The 18,225-nt window shown below is 66.8% G+C and carries 15 protein-coding genes; 6 read left to right on the forward strand and 9 right to left on the reverse strand.

All coding sequences use genetic code 11. The features are described 5' to 3' along the window. Positions 1–27: 27 nt before the first annotated feature. Entirely contained in the window at positions 28–1,218 is a 1,191-nt protein-coding gene (locus CXY91_RS09235; RefSeq protein ID WP_100960591.1) for an OmpA family protein, read from the reverse strand. A gap of 74 nt (positions 1,219–1,292) precedes the next feature. Next, on the reverse strand, positions 1,293–2,813 hold the full coding sequence (locus CXY91_RS09240; protein ID WP_100960593.1) for a caspase family protein: 1,521 nt from the start codon (positions 2,811–2,813) through the stop codon (positions 1,293–1,295). Between the two features lie 141 nt (positions 2,814–2,954). Between CXY91_RS09240 and CXY91_RS09245 the strand changes: the two genes are divergently transcribed. The 4 genes from CXY91_RS09245 to CXY91_RS09260 all read left to right on the forward strand — a co-directional run bounded on the left by CXY91_RS09245 (position 2,955) and on the right by CXY91_RS09260 (position 8,913). Then, positions 2,955–4,211 (forward strand): DUF4399 domain-containing protein, encoded by a 1,257-nt coding sequence (locus tag CXY91_RS09245; RefSeq protein WP_100960595.1) that lies wholly within the window; start codon positions 2,955–2,957, stop codon positions 4,209–4,211. Beyond that, the gene (locus tag CXY91_RS09250; RefSeq protein ID WP_100960597.1) at positions 4,208–4,666 is read left to right on the forward strand and encodes a DUF4399 domain-containing protein; all 459 of its coding nucleotides are present in this window, start codon (positions 4,208–4,210) and stop codon (positions 4,664–4,666) included. The genes CXY91_RS09245 and CXY91_RS09250 overlap by 4 nt, the downstream gene beginning before the upstream one ends. Positions 4,667–4,725: 59 nt before the next feature. After that, positions 4,726–6,480: an SUMF1/EgtB/PvdO family nonheme iron enzyme gene (locus CXY91_RS09255; protein WP_158673332.1), complete on the forward strand. Its 1,755-nt coding sequence runs from the start codon at positions 4,726–4,728 to the stop codon at positions 6,478–6,480. Positions 6,481–6,672: 192 nt separating this feature from the next. Next, the gene (locus CXY91_RS09260; protein WP_100960601.1) at positions 6,673–8,913 is read left to right on the forward strand and encodes a caspase family protein; all 2,241 of its coding nucleotides are present in this window, start codon (positions 6,673–6,675) and stop codon (positions 8,911–8,913) included. Positions 8,914–8,991: 78 nt separating this feature from the next. On the opposite strand, the gene CXY91_RS09265 is transcribed toward CXY91_RS09260, so the two are convergent. The 7 genes from CXY91_RS09265 to CXY91_RS09295 form a co-directional block, all read right to left on the reverse strand. Further along, positions 8,992–9,330: an SUF system Fe-S cluster assembly protein gene (locus tag CXY91_RS09265; protein WP_236846693.1), complete on the reverse strand. Its 339-nt coding sequence runs from the start codon at positions 9,328–9,330 to the stop codon at positions 8,992–8,994. A gap of 94 nt (positions 9,331–9,424) precedes the next feature. Next, on the reverse strand, positions 9,425–10,663 hold the full coding sequence (locus CXY91_RS09270) for a cysteine desulfurase (RefSeq protein WP_100960605.1): 1,239 nt from the start codon (positions 10,661–10,663) through the stop codon (positions 9,425–9,427). A 1-nt stretch (position 10,664) separates the two neighbouring features. Next, the gene (locus CXY91_RS09275) at positions 10,665–10,874 is read right to left on the reverse strand and encodes a tautomerase family protein (protein ID WP_091828663.1); all 210 of its coding nucleotides are present in this window, start codon (positions 10,872–10,874) and stop codon (positions 10,665–10,667) included. Next, positions 10,874–12,223, reverse strand: a complete 1,350-nt coding sequence (gene sufD / locus CXY91_RS09280; protein WP_100960607.1) for a Fe-S cluster assembly protein SufD — start codon at positions 12,221–12,223, stop codon at positions 10,874–10,876. Before sufD ends, CXY91_RS09275 begins: the two co-directional genes overlap by 1 nt. After that, positions 12,223–12,975 (reverse strand): Fe-S cluster assembly ATPase SufC, encoded by a 753-nt coding sequence (gene sufC / locus CXY91_RS09285; protein ID WP_091828660.1) that lies wholly within the window; start codon positions 12,973–12,975, stop codon positions 12,223–12,225. The genes sufD and sufC overlap by 1 nt, the downstream gene beginning before the upstream one ends. Before the next feature lie 113 nt (positions 12,976–13,088). Continuing rightward, positions 13,089–14,561: a Fe-S cluster assembly protein SufB gene (sufB, locus tag CXY91_RS09290; RefSeq protein ID WP_100960609.1), complete on the reverse strand. Its 1,473-nt coding sequence runs from the start codon at positions 14,559–14,561 to the stop codon at positions 13,089–13,091. 60 nt (positions 14,562–14,621) lie between these two features. Continuing rightward, entirely contained in the window at positions 14,622–15,827 is a 1,206-nt protein-coding gene (locus CXY91_RS09295) for a cysteine desulfurase family protein (protein WP_100960611.1), read from the reverse strand. A gap of 290 nt (positions 15,828–16,117) precedes the next feature. Here CXY91_RS09295 and CXY91_RS09300 point away from each other — a divergent pair, with 290 nt between their 5' ends. Both CXY91_RS09300 and tyrS read left to right on the forward strand, forming a co-directional pair. Then, positions 16,118–16,789 carry an alpha/beta hydrolase gene (locus CXY91_RS09300; protein ID WP_091828656.1) on the forward strand — a complete coding sequence of 224 codons (672 nt, stop codon included), beginning with the start codon at positions 16,118–16,120 and terminating at the stop codon, positions 16,787–16,789. A 132-nt stretch (positions 16,790–16,921) separates the two neighbouring features. Beyond that, entirely contained in the window at positions 16,922–18,172 is a 1,251-nt protein-coding gene (gene tyrS, locus CXY91_RS09305) for a tyrosine--tRNA ligase (protein WP_100960613.1), read from the forward strand. Positions 18,173–18,225 lie beyond the last annotated feature (53 nt).

An 18,225-nucleotide genomic window follows, 5' to 3' on the forward strand; every position in this document is an offset into this window, starting at 1 on the left:
CGTATCGTTGTAGATTGTGAGGCGCGCTCAGCAGCCGATCACCTTGAACTCGACCCGGCGGTCGAGCGCGTCGCTGGCATCGTCCTTGCCGGTTCCGACCAGGTTCTCGTTGTAGCCGCGCCCGCTCGCGATCATCCGGCCACGGCTGTCGGGCGCCCCCGCCTGGAGCAGGTCCATCACATATTGCGCCCGCAGCACAGAGAGCCGCTCGTTGACCTGCGGCAGGCCGGTGCGGGAGGTGTGGCCGACGATCTCGATGCAGGCGCCCTTCTGCTGGGCGCGGGTCGCGATCTGGCTCAACCACATCGGATAGGGCTCGGTGATCTCAGGGTTGGCGATGAACTGCGTCGAGCCCGGCTGGAACAGCAGCTTGACCATCAGCTGGTTGCCGGCAAGGCCGCTATCGACGAGATCGCCGAAGGCTTCGACAGCATCGTCCTTGCGCCCGAGCTTGCTGCTGGCGAGGTAGGCGCCGATGCGGACTCGGTGCTGGTCGCCGCCCGGCAGCGCCCGCGCCGTCCGGTAGAAGGCGAGCGCCTCGCGATAGTGCCGCGCCTCGTATTCGAGGATGCCGTCATTGATCAGCGCCGCGACGTTGAGGCGCTCGGCATAGAGCGGATCGATCGCGTCGCCGAGCTTCGTGCCCTGGCAGGTCTTGATATAGACTTCGGTCGCCGGGTCCTTCGACCACATCGGCGAATCCCGGTAATAGGTCGTCGGCGTGGCGTCGATGCCATCCGGCTTCGCCCGAGCGACGCCCTTCGACACCACTCGCTTCGATTTCATGTCCAGCAGCGTCAGGCAGATCCGGTAGGCGTCGCGCGCGCCCTTCGCGTCCCCGGCATTGTTGACCGCGGTGAAGGTCCCGACCAGCACCGCCGGATTGCGCGCCAGCGCCTCGGCCGAGAACGGCTGCACCTGGAAGCGCGGATAGGATTTGCCGACCAGCTCGATCAGGCTCTGCTGCATCGAGCGGGTCGAGGTCGATTGCGCGCCGGAGATGCCGTCGATCAACGGGTCGATCACCAGCGTGATGCGTTCTCCCTCGATCTGCGCCTTGGAGAAGAGATCGTTGGCAGCCCGCTCCAGCGCCTGCGGAAACGGGATCGGCGTCGGGGCTGCAGCCGGGGGCGGGCTCGGGGCCGGCTGCGTCTGGGCCAGGGCCGGAAAGGCCAGCAGCCCCAGCAAGGCCATGCAGGCGAGCGGAGAACGACGCATCGAAGCCCCCAATTGCATCATGTCCGAGGCGATGTCTGGCCTTCGCCGACGGCGAAGGCCGCTTCGCACCTGTGTCAGCGGCAGTTCTTCGGGACGCTGCCGCCATCGCCGAGCTGGGCCCGCATCAGCGCGTCGGTGCAGTCCGTCGCTGCGCCACCAGCCGGACGGCGCTTGCTGTTGCGCGGTTCCGGAGCGGCTTCGACGCCGCCGGTCAGGATGCCGGTCGACTTGCGGTCGAGGACAACGCGCGGCTGCTGGACCTCGCGCGGCTCCTGCCGCTGCGGGCGCGTGCTGGGAACCGCCGGCAGCAGCGGCTTCTGCGGGGCCGGCAATTCGGTCACGCCACCGGAATTCATCCGCGTCGCCACCGCCTTCTCGCGCTCCTCGCGCTCCTGCGAGAGCTTGGCCTTCTCGGCTTCGAGCGCAGCGAGCTCCTGCTCCTTCTTGGCCAGTTCCTTGGCGAGCCGCTCGCGCTCGTTCGCATCCGTCTGCTTCGTCGGCGGCACCTCGCCCGGCTTCGGCACGGCGCGCTCGGTGTCGGCGGTCTTGCCGGCATCGCGACCGGCGAGATCCGTCGCCGCCTTGGAACGGTCCTTCTCGGCCTGCTGGACGCGATCCAGCAGCGCCTTCTCCCTCGCCGCGAATTCCTGCTCGAGCTTCTCGCGCTCGCCAGCCCCGAGGCCACGGCGCTCGATCAGGTCTAGCCTCGTCTTGGCGTCGACGGCGAAGAAGCTGGTCGGGAAGCGCTGGATGAAGGCCTTGATCTCGGCGGCGTTGTCGCTGCTGCGCAGGCGCTTCCAGATGTCGGCGTCGGTCTCCTCGCGGTTGAGGTAGAAGTCGCCGAGCAGCGAGAGCGAGAGTTCTGGCGTCTGCTTGCCACCGGTGGAATCGTAGACGGCCTTCTGGACGCGGCGGAACATGGTCGCGATCTCGAGGCCGGGTTGCTGGATCTCCTGCACCAGCGCCGCCGTGAACGGGCTGTTGCGGCCGGCGCCATCGGCGGCGACGTCGTTGGCCTGCGTCGCATAGGCGGTGACCATGCCCTGCGCCTTGGCGATCGGCGCGAGGCCCGTGCCGATCGACATGCTGCGGGTCGCCGACTTCTTCGACAATTGGGCGAGGAAGGGATTGTTGCGGCAGGCGTCGAGCACCATGATCTTGACGCCCTTGGCGAAGCCGAGCGCGGTCGTGACTTCGCTGAGCTTGACCGTCTCGTACTGGACCGAGACCTCGTCGTCGATCTTGGCTTCGACCGGAACCAGGAAGTTCTCGCCGTTGAACTGGAAGCCGTGGCCGGCATAGTAGAACATCACCGCGTCGGCATCCTGCGCCAGCCGCGCAAAGCGCGAGACGGCGGCATCCATGCCGCGCTTGTCGAGATCGATGCCGTCGACCACCTCGAAACCGACCTTGCGCAGCGCTTCGGCGGTGTCGCGGGCATCGTTCGGCGTATTGGGCAAGGGAGGCGCGTTCTTGTAGGCGGAATTGCCGATCACCAGGGCGACGCGGCGATCCTGCGTCTGCGCAAGCGCCGGCATGGCGACAAGCTGCGCAAGAAGAGCGATCAGTGCACAAAATCTGACGGCTACGATCATGGCACCATTCCCTGCGTCACCCTAAAGAAAGTGACCGTGAAAATCCAGATTTATCCGCCTGTCATGACAGGCGGTTTGCTTGCTCCCCACCCAACCCGCTGCTAACTTTACGGCGGTCACGCGCCGCAAGGAAGAGCGTCGATGCGGGGACTTCGACTTAAGCTCATTGTCGGGGTTACGGCCGTTTTCGCCGCGACCATTTCCATGGGCGTCGCGCAGGAGCGCGCCCGGGCGCGCAGCCCTGCCCCCGCCGGCGCGAAACTCTCCTTCATCGATCTGCAGAACAATGCCCGCATTCCCGGCAAGGCGACGATCCGCTTCGCGATATCGGGCATGGAGATCGCGCCCGCCGGAACGGCGCGACGGAACACCGGACATCACCATCTGCTGATCGACACCGAATTGCCGCCGCTCGGGCAGCCGATCCCGAGCGATTTCAACCATCTGCATTTCGGCGGTGGCCAGAGCGAGGCCGAGATCCTGCTTTCGCCCGGCCGCCACACGCTGCAACTTCTCTTCGCCGATCACGATCATGTGCCCCACGATCCACCGGTGATCTCGGAGAAGATCACCGTCGAGGTCATGGCCGCTCCGGAGGAGAAGCCGCGAACGGTCGCCGCTCCAAATGCCCGGGTGTTCTTCGTCGGCCTGCAGGACGGCGCCGTCATCCCGCCACGCTCGGTCGTCCGCTTCGGCCAGGAGAACATCGGGCTCGTCCCCGCCGGCACCAGGCAGGACAATGCCGGCCATCACCATCTCCTCGTCGACACCGACCTGCCGCCGCTCGACCGCGAGATCCCCAGCGATTTCAACCATCTGCATTTCGGCCGCGGCCAGACGGAAACCGAGCTCACCTTGCCGCCCGGCGAGCACACGCTCCAGCTCCTCTTCGCCGACCATGAGCATGTCCCGCACGATCCGCCGGTCATGTCCCAGAAGATCAGGGTGCGCGTGCAGCAGGCCTCGGCCGCGAGCTCGCCGCCGGCTGCGCCACCGCCTGCCCGCACAGCTTCCGGCCGGACGCCGGCGCCCAACGACGCGGCGGTCTATTTCATCTATCCGCGCGACGGCACGCGCATCTTCGCGACCTCGACGATTCGCTTCGGCCTGCGCAATATGGGCGTCGCCCCGGCCGGGGTCGTCAGGCCCAATACCGGCCATCACCATCTCCTGGTCGACGTGCCGACGCCGCCGCTCGATGCTGCGATCCCCGCCGATCTCAACCACATCCATCTCGGCAACGGCCAGACCGAACGCAAGATCACGCTGCCGCCGGGCGAGCATACGCTGCAGCTCATCCTTGGCGACGATCAGCATGTCCCGCACGACCCGCCGATCATGTCCGAGCGCATCACCGTCTATATCGGCGCTCCCGCCAAGCGGAGGGCACGCCGATGACTGCCGGCACGAAGCGACTGGCCGCTGTTCGGCCCGGGCTCGCACTGCTCGCCGCGCTTCTTCTCACGCCTTCGACGCTCTGGGCCCAGACCGCCAGCCCGCGCCAGCCGGCACCGCGCAACGCCCTCGTCTATTTCCACTACCCGCTAGACGGCCTGCGCGTGCCCGAGCGCTTCACCGTGCGGATCGGGCTGAAGGAGATGGGCGTCGCCCCGGCCGGCATCGACAGGCCAGGAACGGGGCACCATCATCTGCTGATCGACACCGATCCTGGCCCGCCGGACCAGCCGATCCCGTCGGACTACAACAATATCCATCTCGGCAACGGCCAGACCGAGGTGGTGGTCACGCTACCGAAGGGGACGCATACGCTGCAATTGCTGCTCGGCGATCACACCCACACGCCGCACCGGCCGCCGGTTATGTCTCAGAAGATCACAGTCTACGTCAGATGAGGGATCGATGCGGCTCGGCCGCATCGCCAAGCGAAAGGCCGCAGCGAAGGATGAACGCCATGTCCTGGTATCGGTGCCTCGCCGCGGCCGTGCTGGCCCTGCTCGCGCCGTTCGCTTCAGCCCTCGCCCAGGGCAGCAGCGGCCAGCCGCCGCGCATCGCGCTGGTCGTCGGCAACGCCGCCTATCGCACGGCGCCTCTGGCCAACGCTGCTGTCGATGCCCGCGCCGTCGCCGATGTGCTGCGCCAGGGCGAGTTCGATCTCGTCAGCATCGAGAACGCCGACCGGCCCGCCCTGGACAGCGCGATCGCGACCTTCCGCGGCAAGCTTACGCGCGGCGCCCAGATCATCGTCTTCTATGCCGGGCATGCGGTGCAGTCGCGTGGCCGCAACTTCCTCGTTCCGGTCGATGCCACGCCGCGCGGCCCGGCCGAGGTTGCACGCGACGCCATCGATCTCGACCAGCTCCTCGATGCTCTGATCGTCAGCCGGCCCGCCAGCGCTGTGGTCGTGCTCGACGCTGCGCGCGACAATCCCTGGCAGGCCGGGCTCGGCGGCGGCAAGGGACTCGCCCATATCGAGCCGATCGAGACGATCGCGATCATGGCTCCGGCGGCGCCTGGAAGGACCGTGGCCGAGACGCAAGGTCGCACCGATCCGGCGATCGACGAATGGCTGAAGGCGATCCGCACGCCAGGGCTCGACATGACAACGGCTCTGACCCGCACGCGCGACGCCGTCAGCCGCGCGACACGGCGCTCGCAGCAGCTCTGGTTGTCCTCAATGCCTCCGGCCGGGCTCGTCGTCACGCCGCCGGGCCGACCAGTCGCGACCGCCCTGAACACCACTCGCGCCATCATCAGCGCGCCGCCCGCCCCGGGTCCGCAATCCGACCAGCTCGGCCCTTACGAGCTTTCCTTCTGGGAGACCATCAAGGACAGCCGGAATCCGGACGAGTACCGCGCCTATCTCGAGGCCTATCCGAACGGCCGCTTCGCCGGGCTCGCCCGCACCCGCGAGCAATCCCTCAGGGCCCAGCGGGCAGCAGCGACGCAGCCGCCCGCGCCGTCTCCAACGCCGGTCCCCGCGAGCGCCACGCAAGCCCGGACCGTGCGCGATTGCGACGATTGCCCTGAGCTCAGCCTGATTCCGGCCGGCAGCTTCGAGATGGGCTCGAACGAGATGTTCGAGTTCGAGAAGCCGGTCCATGCCGTCACCATCGGCCGGCCGTTCTATATCGGCACCGACGAGGTCACCTTTGCGCAATGGGACGCCTGCGTCGCCGAGGGCGGCTGCAGCCACCGGCCGAGTGACCGCAATCTCGGCCGCGGCAAGCGCCCGGTGACTGACATCCACTGGAACGACGCCAACGCCTATCTGGTCTGGCTGTCCTACAAGACCGGGCGCAAATACCGGCTGCCGACCGAGGCGGAATGGGAATATGCCGCCAGGGCCGGCACGACGACCAGCTATCCCTGGGGCAATGCGGCCGACAAGGAGATGGCCAACTGCCTCGGCTGCAATGCTCAGCCGCGCCGGCAGGCCAGCGAGGTCGGGCAGTTCCCGCCGAACCGCTTCGGCCTGCGCGACATGGCCGGGAATGCTGCCGAATGGGTCGCAGATTGCTGGAGCGAGAACTATCGCTCCGCCCCCCGCGACGGCAGCGCCTACGCGCCCGCCGGCTGCCGCGAACGCGTGCTGCGCGGCGGCTCCTTCAACAACGATCCGCGCTATCTGCGCTCGGCGGCGCGTTTCAAATACGAGAGCGATGTGCGCTTCTACACCAACGGCTTCCGCGTCGTGCGCGAGCCCTGACCCGCGCGGCGAAGCGGGCCGAGCGCTGAGCCAGGTGGCAATTTGCACACAGATGCGGAACGAAGGCCGCCAGGCGGCAATTTGTTGTTCTCTTCATGGCTGCGCCGCCGCTAATCTCTGCCTTGCTAAGGGTAAGCGTAAGAGACGAATCAGCAGCGGCCGAGCTTCGGGCCAGGCCGCCGAGGAGGCGCCATGCGGACCGGCCTGCGGCTACCCATCTGCATCCTGCTGGCGCTCACCGCCTTCGCAAGCGCCCTCGCTCTCGCCATAACCCCTGCCATGGCCCAGCAACGGCGCTTCGCCTTCGTCATGGGCAACGGCGCCTACCAGAACATCGCCAGGCTGCCGAACGCCCTCAGCGACGCCAATGCGACACGCGCCATGCTCCGAGAGGCCGGCTTCGACGTCACCGCCGCGACCGATCTCTCGCTAGCCGGCCTGCGCAGCGCGCTCGACGTGTTCGTCGAGAAGGTGAAGCAGAGCGGCACCGGTGCGACCGCCCTCGTCTACTATGCCGGCCACGCGGTGCAGCTCGACGGCGCCAATTACATCCTGCCGACGGATGTCCGCGTCGAAACCTCGGCCAACATCCCGAACCAGTCGCTCTCCCTGACCGAGATCCTGCGCAAGCTCGACGCAGCCGGCGCCAGATCGAAGATCGCGATCCTCGACGCCTGCCGCAACAACCCCTTTGCCGGGCGTGAACTGTCGCGCGGGCTGGCGCTGCAGATGGTCGACGGCGCCAACGAAGGCATTCGCAGCGAAGCGGGCCTCGCCCGCGTCGATTCCAGTAGCGGCACCTTCGTCGCCTTCGCGACCTCGCCCGGCTCGACCGCGGCCGACGGCACCGGCCCCAACAGCCCGTTCACCACCGCCTTCCTGCGCGAGGCGCGCGAGCCGGGGCTGCCGATCGAGCAGGTCTTCCGCCGCATCCGGCTTGCCGTCTACGACGCCACCAGCGGCATCCAGGTCCCCTGGGACACCTCTTCGCTGATCACCGATGTCAGCTTCTTCCCGCGCCCCGCCGGCGCAGCCCCTGCACAGCCCACGGGCACTCCCCCCGCTGCCGGCGCTGTCCCGCTCGCGGCTCGCCCGACCGCAGCGGCGTTGCGCGCCATGTCGCCAGCTGACGCCTATCGCACGGCCATCGCCTGGGATCGCCGCGACATCTACCGCAGCGCCCTCGCCAGCAACCCGGACGACCAGAGCGCCCTGAGGCTGCATCGCATCCTGTCACAGCGGACCGAGGAGACTGCCTGGGCCGAGACCGTTCTCGCCGGCGACGCGGAATCACTCAAGCTCTTCGCCCGCCTTTATCCCGGCTCGCAGCATGAGAACGAGGCGCTGCGCCTGGCGGCAAGCGCCCCGAGCCGCAATCGTGTCCAGGTCGCCCAGACCTGTCCGATCTGCCCGGCCATCGAGCCGCGCGTCCGGCGGGCCTACTACACGCCGCGTTCGCCGGGCCAGCCGGGCGCACCGCGGCAGCCGCGCCCGGTCCAGTCCGCGCCGGCCGTTTATGCCCCACCGCTTCCGGTCATCCTGCCCAGCCAGCCGCGCTGGACCGGCTTCTATGTCGGCGGCTCGCTCGGCGGCGGCCGCCAGAGCAGCAGCACGAGCGTACAGGGGCCCTATGGCACCCCAACGATCACGCCAAGCACCACCACGACCAACAGCACGACCACCACAACGACCGGTGTCGCGAACACCACGACCACTACGACGAACACGTCTACGACGACCGAGGATTCGATCCCGGTGACGACGACCGTGACGTCGACGACCAACACGACGACGACCACCACCAACACCACGACGAACTCGTCGAGCACCACCGTCCCCGGCACGCCCACCGCCGCCTCCTGGGCGATCGACCCATCCGCCGTGCCGCGCAGCCTGACGCCGGAAGGAAACGGCGCGGTCGGCGGCGCCCAGTTCGGCTTCAACTACCAGATGGGCGCGATCGTGATCGGCGCCGAGGCCGACCTCTCCGCGACCCGCCTCGGCGGCAGCAAGAGCACTTCCATCAATCCCGGCACGCAGTTCACGACCCGCTCCAGCAATGAACTCTCGATGCTCGGCACGGTGCGGGTGCGCGCCGGCGTCGTGCTCGGCAATTTCCTGATCTACGGCTCGGGCGGCTATGCCTATGGCCTCGTCGAGCAGAAGGGCTCGATCACGCCCGCCAACATCCAGACCACCTCGGCCGCCAGCGGCTCGCGCTCGGGCCTCATCGGCGGCTGGGCCGTGGGTGGAGGTGTCGAGTATGCGATCGCCCCCGGCATGACGGTACGGCTCGACTACACCCATTACGAGCTCGGCCAGAAGCGCCTGCTCCTGCAAGACTATACCGGGCTGGCGCCGGACCAGTATGCCGCGATGCGGCTCCGCACTGCCGGCGACATCGTCAAGGCCGGCTTCAACTTCGGCTTCTGACGGACATCGCGACAACGAAAAAGGCCGCTGCATCGCAGCGGCCTTTTCTATTCTGCAAGGATGGTGAGGCTCCCGCACTCACCACATGTCGAGCGCGACCCGGGCCTCGTCCGACATGCGCGACTGGTCCCAGGGCGGATCGAATGTCATGTTGACCGTCACACCAGAGACGCCCGGCACGGCGCCGACCGCATTCTCGACCCAGCCCGGCATCTCGCCCGCCACCGGGCACCCTGGCGCGGTCAGCGTCATGTCGATCGCCACCTGCCGGTCGTCGGCGATGTCGACACGGTAGATCAGGCCGAGTTCATAGATGTCGGACGGGATCTCCGGGTCGTAGACGGTCTTCAGCGCCGCGACGATGTCGTCGGTCAGCCTGTCGATCTCCTCCGGCGGCAGGCCGGAGCTTGCGCCCATGGTCGGTGCGTTCGGCTTGAACTCTTCGGCAACGGTCTCGGTCATCGCAAAACTTCCATTCGGCGCAAGGCTGGCTTGGCAGCCCGGCGGAGCATCATGAGAACAGCTCTTCCGCCTTGCGCAGGGCTTCCACCAATATATCGACTTCCTCCAGCGTATTGTAGAGGCCGAAGGACGCACGGCAGGTCGAGGTCACGCCATAGCGCGCGAGCAGCGGCATGGCGCAATGCGTGCCGGCCCGAACCGCGACGCCGGCCCGGTCGATCACCGTGGCCACGTCATGAGCATGGGCGCCGGCGAGCTCGAAGGCGATGATCGCGCCCTTCTCCTTCGCCTTGCCGAAGATGCGGATCGAGTTCATCTGCCCGAGCCGCTCCATCGCATAGGCGTTGAGCCTGGCCTCATGCGCGGCGATGTTCTCGCGTCCCAGCGCCATCATGTAATCGAGCGCCGCGCCCAGGCCGACCGCCTCGACGATCGCCGGCGTGCCCGCCTCGAAACGATGCGGCGGATCGTTATAGGTGATCGCATCCTCGCTCACGGTCGCGATCATCTCGCCGCCGCCTTCATAGGGCGGCAGCTTTTCCAGCCATTCGCGCTTGCCCCAGAGAATGCCCGAGCCGGTCGGCCCATAGGTCTTGTGGCCGGTGAAGGCGTAGAAGTCGCAGCCGAGCGCCTGCACGTCGACCGGCAGGTGAACCGCGCCCTGCGAGCCATCGACGACCAGCGGGATGCGATAGGCTTGGCAGATCTTCGCGACCTCGGCGATCGGGACGATGGTGCCGATCGCGTTCGACATATGCGTCAGCGACACCACCTTGGTGCGCGGCGTGATCAGCTTCTCGAATTCCTCGATGAGGAAATTGCCGTCCTCGTCGACCGGCGCCCACTTGATCACGGCGCCGTGGCGCTCGCGCCAATAGTGCCAGGGCACGATGTTGGAATGGTGCTCCAGGATCGAGAGGATGATCTCGTCGCCATCCTGGATCTTGAGATATTGCCCGAGCGAGGAGGCGACCGTGTTCAGCGCCCCGGTCGAGGAGCGGGTGAACAGCACCTCCTCGATATGGGCGGCGTTGAGGAAGCGCCGAGCGCTCTCGCGCGCCGCCTCATAGGCCTCGGTCGAAGCGTTCGCGAGATAGTGCAGGCCGCGATGGACGTTGGAGTAATCCTCGCGCATCAGCCGCGTCATCTCCTCGATCACCGCTTCGGGCTTCTGCGCCGAGGCGGCATTGTCGAGATAGACCAGCTTCTTGCCATAGACCTCGCGCGAGAGGATCGCGAAGTCCTTGCGGATCGTCTCGACGTCGTAGGGCTTCGCGATCGCGTTCATCTCAGGCCTTTCCGGCGGGCTCTGTGGGCCGATCGGCAACAAGGATCCCGGCATGGCCCCAGTCCTCGCGCTCGATCTCCTGGATCACGATATGGGTGGCCTGCGGGTTCTTGCCGAGCACGCGGACCAGCGTCTGCGTGAACTCCTTGACGATCTCGGCCTTTTGCGCGCGGGTCGCGCCCTTGGTCATCTGCAGGTTGACGTAAGGCATCAGGCGGCTCCGGACTTGGGTGCACCTTCGCGCTGGCCGAGCCAGCAATCGATCTCGCGGCCGACGATCTCGCGAACGCCCTCGTCGCCGACCATGTCGGAGACCTCGCCGACGAAGGCGGCAAGCACCAGCGCCTCGGCCTGCGGCCGCGGCAGGCCGCGCGCCATCAGGTAGAAGAGCTGCTCCGCGTCGACCTGCGCCACGGTCGCGCCATGGCCGCAGACCACGTCATCTGCGAAGATCTCGAGCTCCGGCTTGTTGAACATGGTGGCGCCGTCGTTCAGCAGCAGCGCATGGCTCTTCATGCTGCCGTCGACCTTCTGCGAATGCTGACGGACGATGACCTTGCCCTGGAAGACGCCGGTGCCTTCGCCCTCGGCAATGGTCTTGAACAGCTCGCGGCTCTCGCCATGGGCCGCCGCATGGTCCATCACCAGCGTGACGTCGGAGTGCTCCTGCTTGCGCAGCAGGTTGATGCCGCGCAGCGCCGCGCGGCTGTGCTCGCCGCCATAGCGCAGGAAGCTCTGCTGGCGCAGCACGCCGCAGTTCACGGCGACCGCGACGGAATCGAAAGCGGCATGGCCACCGAGCTCGACCAGCAACGACTGCACCTGCACGGTCTCGGCGCGCTGGCGCGAGACCATGCGCACATGCTCGACCTCTGCGCCCTCGCCGATGACGAAGGAGGTCGCATGGTTGACCTGGACCGGCGCCGGGCCGACGCTTTCCTGCAGCTCGACCACGGTGACCTTGGCGCCGGCGCCGATCCTGACCAGCGAGCGCGAGACGATCGAGGCTTCGCTCGCACCGGTACCGAGCGCCAGGAGAACGATCGGCTGATCGAGCTCGGTGCCATCGGCCACGTCGATCACGACGCCGTCCTGGGCGAAAGCGGCGTTCAGCATCAGGGCGCTGTCGTCGCGTGCCACCTCCGGCGCCGTGAAGGCCGCGGCAATCTCCTCCGGGCTCTCGGTCAGCGCCTCGGCAAGGCTGCGCGCCGTGATGCCGGCAGGCAGGCCCTGCAGATCGGAATCGGCAGCGCTGAACACGCCGTCGATGGTGACGAAGCGCCGGCCGGCGATGGTCTGCAGCGCCAGCCGGTCGGCGATCGCCTGCGGCCGGGTCGGGCGGCGCGCCAGCGGCTTCGCCTCGCGCCAGAGCGCGCGCAGATCGGTATAGCGCCAGGATTCGAGCCGGCGATGCGGCAGGCCCTTGGCCTCGAAGCCGGCGAAGGCATCCTCACGCACCTTGCGCATCGCGCCGGCGCCCGGCAGCTCGGCCTTGACGCTGGCGAACTGCTCGACGAGCTGCTGCTCGGCCGCGGTCTTGAGTGGGGTGATGATCGCCATCACGCCGCCTCGCCATAAGCGGCATAGCCGCTCTTCTCGAGCTCGAGCGCCAGCTCCTTGCCGCCGGTCCTGACGATCCGGCCCTTCGACATCACGTGGACGGTGTCGGGCACGATATGGTCGAGCAGGCGCTGGTAGTGGGTGATGACCAGGAAGCCGCGGTTCTGGGCGCGCAGCGCGTTCACCCCGTCGGCGACGATGCGCAGCGCGTCGATGTCGAGGCCGGAATCGGTCTCGTCGAGGATGCACATCGACGGCGCCAGCAGCGCCATCTGCAGGATCTCCATGCGCTTCTTCTCGCCACCGGAGAAGCCGACATTGAGCGGCCGGCGCAGCATGTCCCGGTTGATGCCGAGCTTGTCGGCGGCAGCGTTCACCTGCTTGATGAAGTCCGGCGTCAGCAGCTCGGCCTCGCCGCGCGCCTTGCGCTGCGCGTTCATCGCAGCCTTGAGGAAAGTCATGGTGGCGACGCCGGGGATCTCCAGCGGGTACTGGAAGGCCAGGAAGATGCCGGCGGCGGCGCGGGCATCGGCCTCCATCTCCAGCAGGTTCTCGCCATTGAGCAGGATTTCGCCGTCGAGGACCTCGTAGTCCTCCTTGCCGGCGATGACATAGCTCAGCGTCGACTTGCCGGAGCCGTTCGGCCCCATGATCGCGGCGACCTCGCCGGCGTTCACGGTCAGGTTGAGACCGTTGAGGATCTGCTTGTCCTCGTCGGCGATCTTGACGGTGAGATTGCGAATTTCGAGCATCGTTCAGTTCCGATTTCCTGCCACGTCAGGCTCGGCCTTGTGCCGAGCGTCCGCGACGCGCGCATTGCAAACAAAAGGCGTGGATGGTCGGGACAAGCCCGACCATGACGGGCTCAGCCGACCGAGCCTTCCAGCGAGATCGTGATCAGCTTCTGCGCCTCGACGGCGAACTCCATCGGGAGCTGCTGCAGCACCTCCTTGACGAAGCCGTTGACGATCAGCGCCACCGCCTCCTCCTCGGAGAGGCCGCGCTGCTGGCAGTAGAACATCTGGTCCTCGCCGATCTTCGACGTGGTCGCCTCATGCTCGAAGATCGCGGTCGCGGTCTTGGCCTCGATGTAGGGGATGGTGTGGGCGCCGCACTGGTCGCCGATCAGCAGCGAGTCGCAATTGGTGAAGTTGCGCGCGCCGGTCGCCTTGCGATGGGCCGAGACCATGCCGCGATAGGTCGAGTCGGACTTGCCCGCCGCAATGCCCTTGGCGATGATCTTCGAGGTGGTGTTCTTGCCGAGATGCAGCATCTTGGTGCCGCTATCAACCTGCTGAGCGCCATTCGACACCGCGATCGAGTAGAACTCGCCGCGCGAGCCGTCGCCGCGCAGGATGCAGGACGGGTACTTCCAGGTGATCGCCGAGCCGGTCTCGACCTGCGTCCATGAGATTTTCGAGTTCCTGCCGCGGCAATCGCCGCGCTTGGTCACGAAGTTGTAGATGCCACCCTTGCCCTCGGCATCGCCGGGGTACCAGTTCTGGACGGTCGAGTACTTGATCTCGGCATCGTCGAGCGCGATCAGCTCGACCACCGCCGCATGCAGCTGGTTCTCGTCGCGCTTGGGCGCCGTGCAGCCTTCGAGATAGCTCACATAGGAGCCCTCGTCGGCGATGATCAACGTGCGCTCGAACTGTCCGGTGTTCTGCTCGTTGATGCGAAAGTAGGTCGACAGCTCCATCGGGCAGCGCACGCCCTTGGGGATGTAGACGAAGGAGCCGTCGGTGAAGACCGCGCAGTTCAGCGTGGCAAAGTAATTATCTGTCACCGGCACGACGGTGGCGAGGTACTTCTTCACCAGCTCGGGATGCTCCTTGATCGCATCCGAGATCGAACAGAAGATCACGCCGGCCTCCGCCAGCTCCTTCTTGAAGGTCGTGACGACCGAAACCGAGTCGAACACGGCATCGACCGCGACGCGGTTCTCCGGCGCGACGCCGGCCAGGATCTCCTGCTCGCGCAGCGGGATACCGAGCTTCTTGTAGGTCTCCAGGATCGCCGGATCGACCTCGTCGAGCGACTTCGGATCGGCACCCTTCTTCGGCGCGGCGTAATAATAGATGTCCTGGTAGTTGATCGGCGGATAGTTGACGCGCGACCAGGTCGGCTCGGTCATGGTCTTCCAGCGACGGAAGGCGTCGAGCCGCCATTCCAGCATCCATTCCGGCTCGCCCTTGCGGGCCGAGATGTAGCGGACGGTGTCCTCGGTCAGGCCTTTGGCCGGCTTGTCGACCTCGATCTCGGTGACGAAGCCGTATTTGTACTCGGTCACGTCGATCGACTTGACCTGATCGATGGTCTCCTGGACCGCTGCCATGTCTACACTCCTGTCGCGGGTTCAAGGCCCGCCGGTTCGGTCTTGGTCTTGCGCAAGGCCTCAGGCGGCTGCCTGAACCTTCCGGTTCGGGTTCGCGGTCAGCGCCTTGGCATAGGCCGCGATGAATTGGTCGATGTCCGCCTCGCAGGTGGTCCATCCGAGCGAGGCGCGCAAGGCCCCTTCGCTCATGACAGGGTCGACGCCCATGGCCGTCAGGACATGCGAGCGCCTGACCTTGCCGGAGGAACAGGCCGAGCCCGAGGACAGGGCGACGCCGGACAGATCGAGCATGATCAGCGCCGTTTCGGCCTTGATGCCGGGCGTGGCGAAGGCGGACGTGTTGGGCAGGCGCGGAGCCTTGGCGCCGAAGATGGCCGTATCGGGCGCGAGCAGTATCAGCCGTGCCTCCAGCTGGTCACGCAGCGCCGTCAGACGTGCCGCTTCCCCGGCGAGCGCCTTGCCCGCCTCTTCCGCCGCGACGCCAAAGCCGACGATGCCCGGCATGTTCTCGGTGCCGGCGCGCCAGCCGCGCTCCTGGCCGCCGCCGCGCAGGGGCTTGTCGACGAGTTCGAGCGCGCCCGTGCGGAACACGATCGCGCCGACGCCCTTGGGGCCACCGATCTTGTGGGCAGACAGCGTCAGGGCATCGACGCCCAAGTCATTGATATCGATCGCGATCTTGCCGGCGGCCTGCACGGCATCGGAATGCACCAGCGCGTCGTAGCGCCTGGCGATGGCGACGATCTCGGTGATCGGCTGCAGCACGCCCGTCTCGTTGTTGGCGAGATGGACGGAGACCAGCGCGCGCTCGTCCGGCCGCTCCGCCGCGAAAAGTGACAGCCGCTCATCCAGCCAGCCGAGATCGACGAGCCCATCGCCACCGACCGGGATCGTCTCGGCCTGGCCGATCGGGAAACGATGGCCGTCCCGCACGCAAGGATGCTCGCTGGCGCTGGAGAGCAGCAGCGTCACCGGCGCCCGCACGCAATCGCGCGCGCCGCTGCAATCGCTGAGACCGGGCGACAGGATCGTCGCGTTGGCCTCGGTGCCGCCGCTGGTGAAGACGACATTGCTCGCCTTGGCGCTGCAAAGCGCCGCAACCTGTTCGCGCGCCTTTTCGATCGCGCCGCGGGCCGCCCGGCCCTCATTGTGGACGGAAGACGGGTTGCCCGGCATCTGCAAGGCCCGCAGCATCGCCTCGGCCACGACGGGGCGAACCGGCGTCGTGGCGTTGTGGTCGAGATAGCTGCGGGTCGTCGCGAACACCTGCGCTCATGCTCCGCTCTGGCGGGTTTGCCCGAACACGCGGCACGAAATGCTTGAAATCGCACCCCTGCGCCGTGCTATAGCCGCCCGTCCGAGCCGCGATGAACCGGAACCGCAAGCAGATCTTGCTCGCACGTTCCGGTTCTGTTCACGGCTGTTAGAACCATTCTAAGCGCTTGATGTAGGGCGCGAGCGGCGGGGTCGTCAAGGGTAGGCAGGCTTTTCGGCGGCAGCAAAGCCGCTTTTCAGCCCGCCGCCTGCGTGCCTCGCCCGACAAAAGGCGAGATGTGATGCCAGAGGTGATTTTCAACGGACCGGCCGGCCGGATCGAGGGGCGGTACCAGCCCGCCAAGAAGCGCGGCGCGCCGCTGGCGATCATCCTGCATCCGCACCCGCAATTCGGCGGGACGATGAACAACCAGATCGTCTACAACCTGTTCTACACTTTCGTGAACCGCGGCTTCTCGGCGCTGCGCTTCAATTTCCGCGGCGTCGGCCGCAGCCAGGGCCAGTTCGACCACGGCGCCGGCGAGCTTTCGGATGCCGCAGCCGCGCTGGACTGGATGCAGGCCCTGAACCCCGAGGCCAAGAGCTGCTGGATCACCGGCGTCTCCTTCGGCGCCTGGATCGGCATGCAGCTCCTGATGCGCCGCCCTGAGATCGAGGGCTTCCTCTCGATCGCCGCGATGGCCAACCGCTACGACTTCTCCTTCCTCGCGCCCTGCCCGTCCTCCGGCCTGTTTGTGCATGGTTCGGAAGATCGCGTCGCCCCTGTGAAGGAGGTGATGGCGGTGATCGAGAAGGTGAAGACCCAGAAGGGCATCCAGATCGAGCATGCCGTGGTCGAGGGCGCCAACCACTTCTTCGACGGCCGCGTCGACCAACTGATGGAGCAGGTCGGCGTCTATCTCGACCGCAAGGTCGGCCCCGAGATCCTCAAGAGCGAGCAAGAAAAGGCCTGAGCGCCAGCGCCGTCATGCTCGCCCTCGCGGCGAGCATCCATGTCTTGAACACTGCCTGCGACCAGAGAAGACGTGGATGGTCGGGACAAGCCCGACCATGACGCGAGAACCGTCAAACCATCGAGTCCCGTCATGACCGCCTTCAAGTCCGATTTCCTGCGCGTGCTCGACGAGCGCGGCCTGATCCACCAGATCTCCAACCCTGAGGAGCTGGACAAGCTCTGCCTGCAGGGGCCGCAGACGGCCTATGTCGGCTATGACGCGACCGCGACCAGCCTGCATATCGGCAACCTGATCTCGGTCACCATGCTCTACTGGTTCCAGGAGACCGGGCATCGGCCGATCACGCTGATGGGCGGCGGCACCTCGATGGTCGGCGACCCCTCCTTCCGCGACGACCAGCGCAAGCTGCTCTCGATCGAGGAGATCAACGCCAATATCGAAAGCATCAAGAAGGTCTACTCGCGCATCCTGCGCTATGGCGACGGCCCGACCGACGCGCTGATGGTCAACAACGCCGACTGGCTGCTCAAGCTCAACTATGTCGAGTTCCTGCGCGATGTCGGCCGGCACTTCTCGGTCAACCGCATGCTCTCCTTCGACTCGGTGAAGCTGCGGCTCGATCGCGAGCAGTCGCTCTCCTTCCTCGAATTCAACTACATGATCATGCAGGGCTACGACTTCGTCGAGCTCAGCCGCCGCTATGATTGCCGCCTGCAGATGGGCGGGTCCGACCAGTGGGGCAACATCATCAACGGCGTCGACCTCTCGCACCGCATGGAGGGCAAGCAGCTCTTCGCGCTGACGACGCCGCTGCTGACGACCTCGTCGGGCGCCAAGATGGGCAAGACCGCCAGCGGCGCCGTCTGGCTCAATGGCGACCTCTTCAGCCCCTATGAGTTCTGGCAGTATTTCCGCAACACCGAGGACGCCGATGTCGGCCGCTTCCTCAAGGTGTTCACACGCCTGCCGCTGTCCGAGATCGCCAGGCTTGCCGCGCTCGGCGGCTCGGAGATCAACGAGGCCAAGAAGGTGCTGGCGACCGAGGCCACCGCGCTGCTGCACGGCCGCGAGGCGGCCGAGGCGGCGGCCGAGACCGCCCGCAAGACCTTCGAGGAAGGCGGCGCCGCCCAGGACCTGCCGAGCGTCCAGGTACCGGCTGCCGAGCTGCAGGCCGGCCTCGGCGTGCTCAGCGCTTTCGTCAGCGCCGGTCTCGTACCCTCGACCGGCGAGGCTCGCCGCCAGATCAAGGCCGGCGGCCTGCGCGTCAACGATGCCCAGGTCTCGGACGAGCGCGCGACGCTGACGCCGGCCGATCTGGTCGACGGCGCGGTCAAGCTCTCCTTCGGCAAGAAAAAGCACGTCCTGCTGCGGCCGGTGTGACGGCTACACTCGGCAAATACGAGCTTGAGCTCTCGGTTCACATCGCGAACCGA

The sequence above is a fragment of the Allobosea sp. FBZP-16 genome (genome assembly GCF_002831785.1).
GTDB classification, from domain to species: domain Bacteria; phylum Pseudomonadota; class Alphaproteobacteria; order Rhizobiales; family Beijerinckiaceae; genus Allobosea; species Allobosea lupini.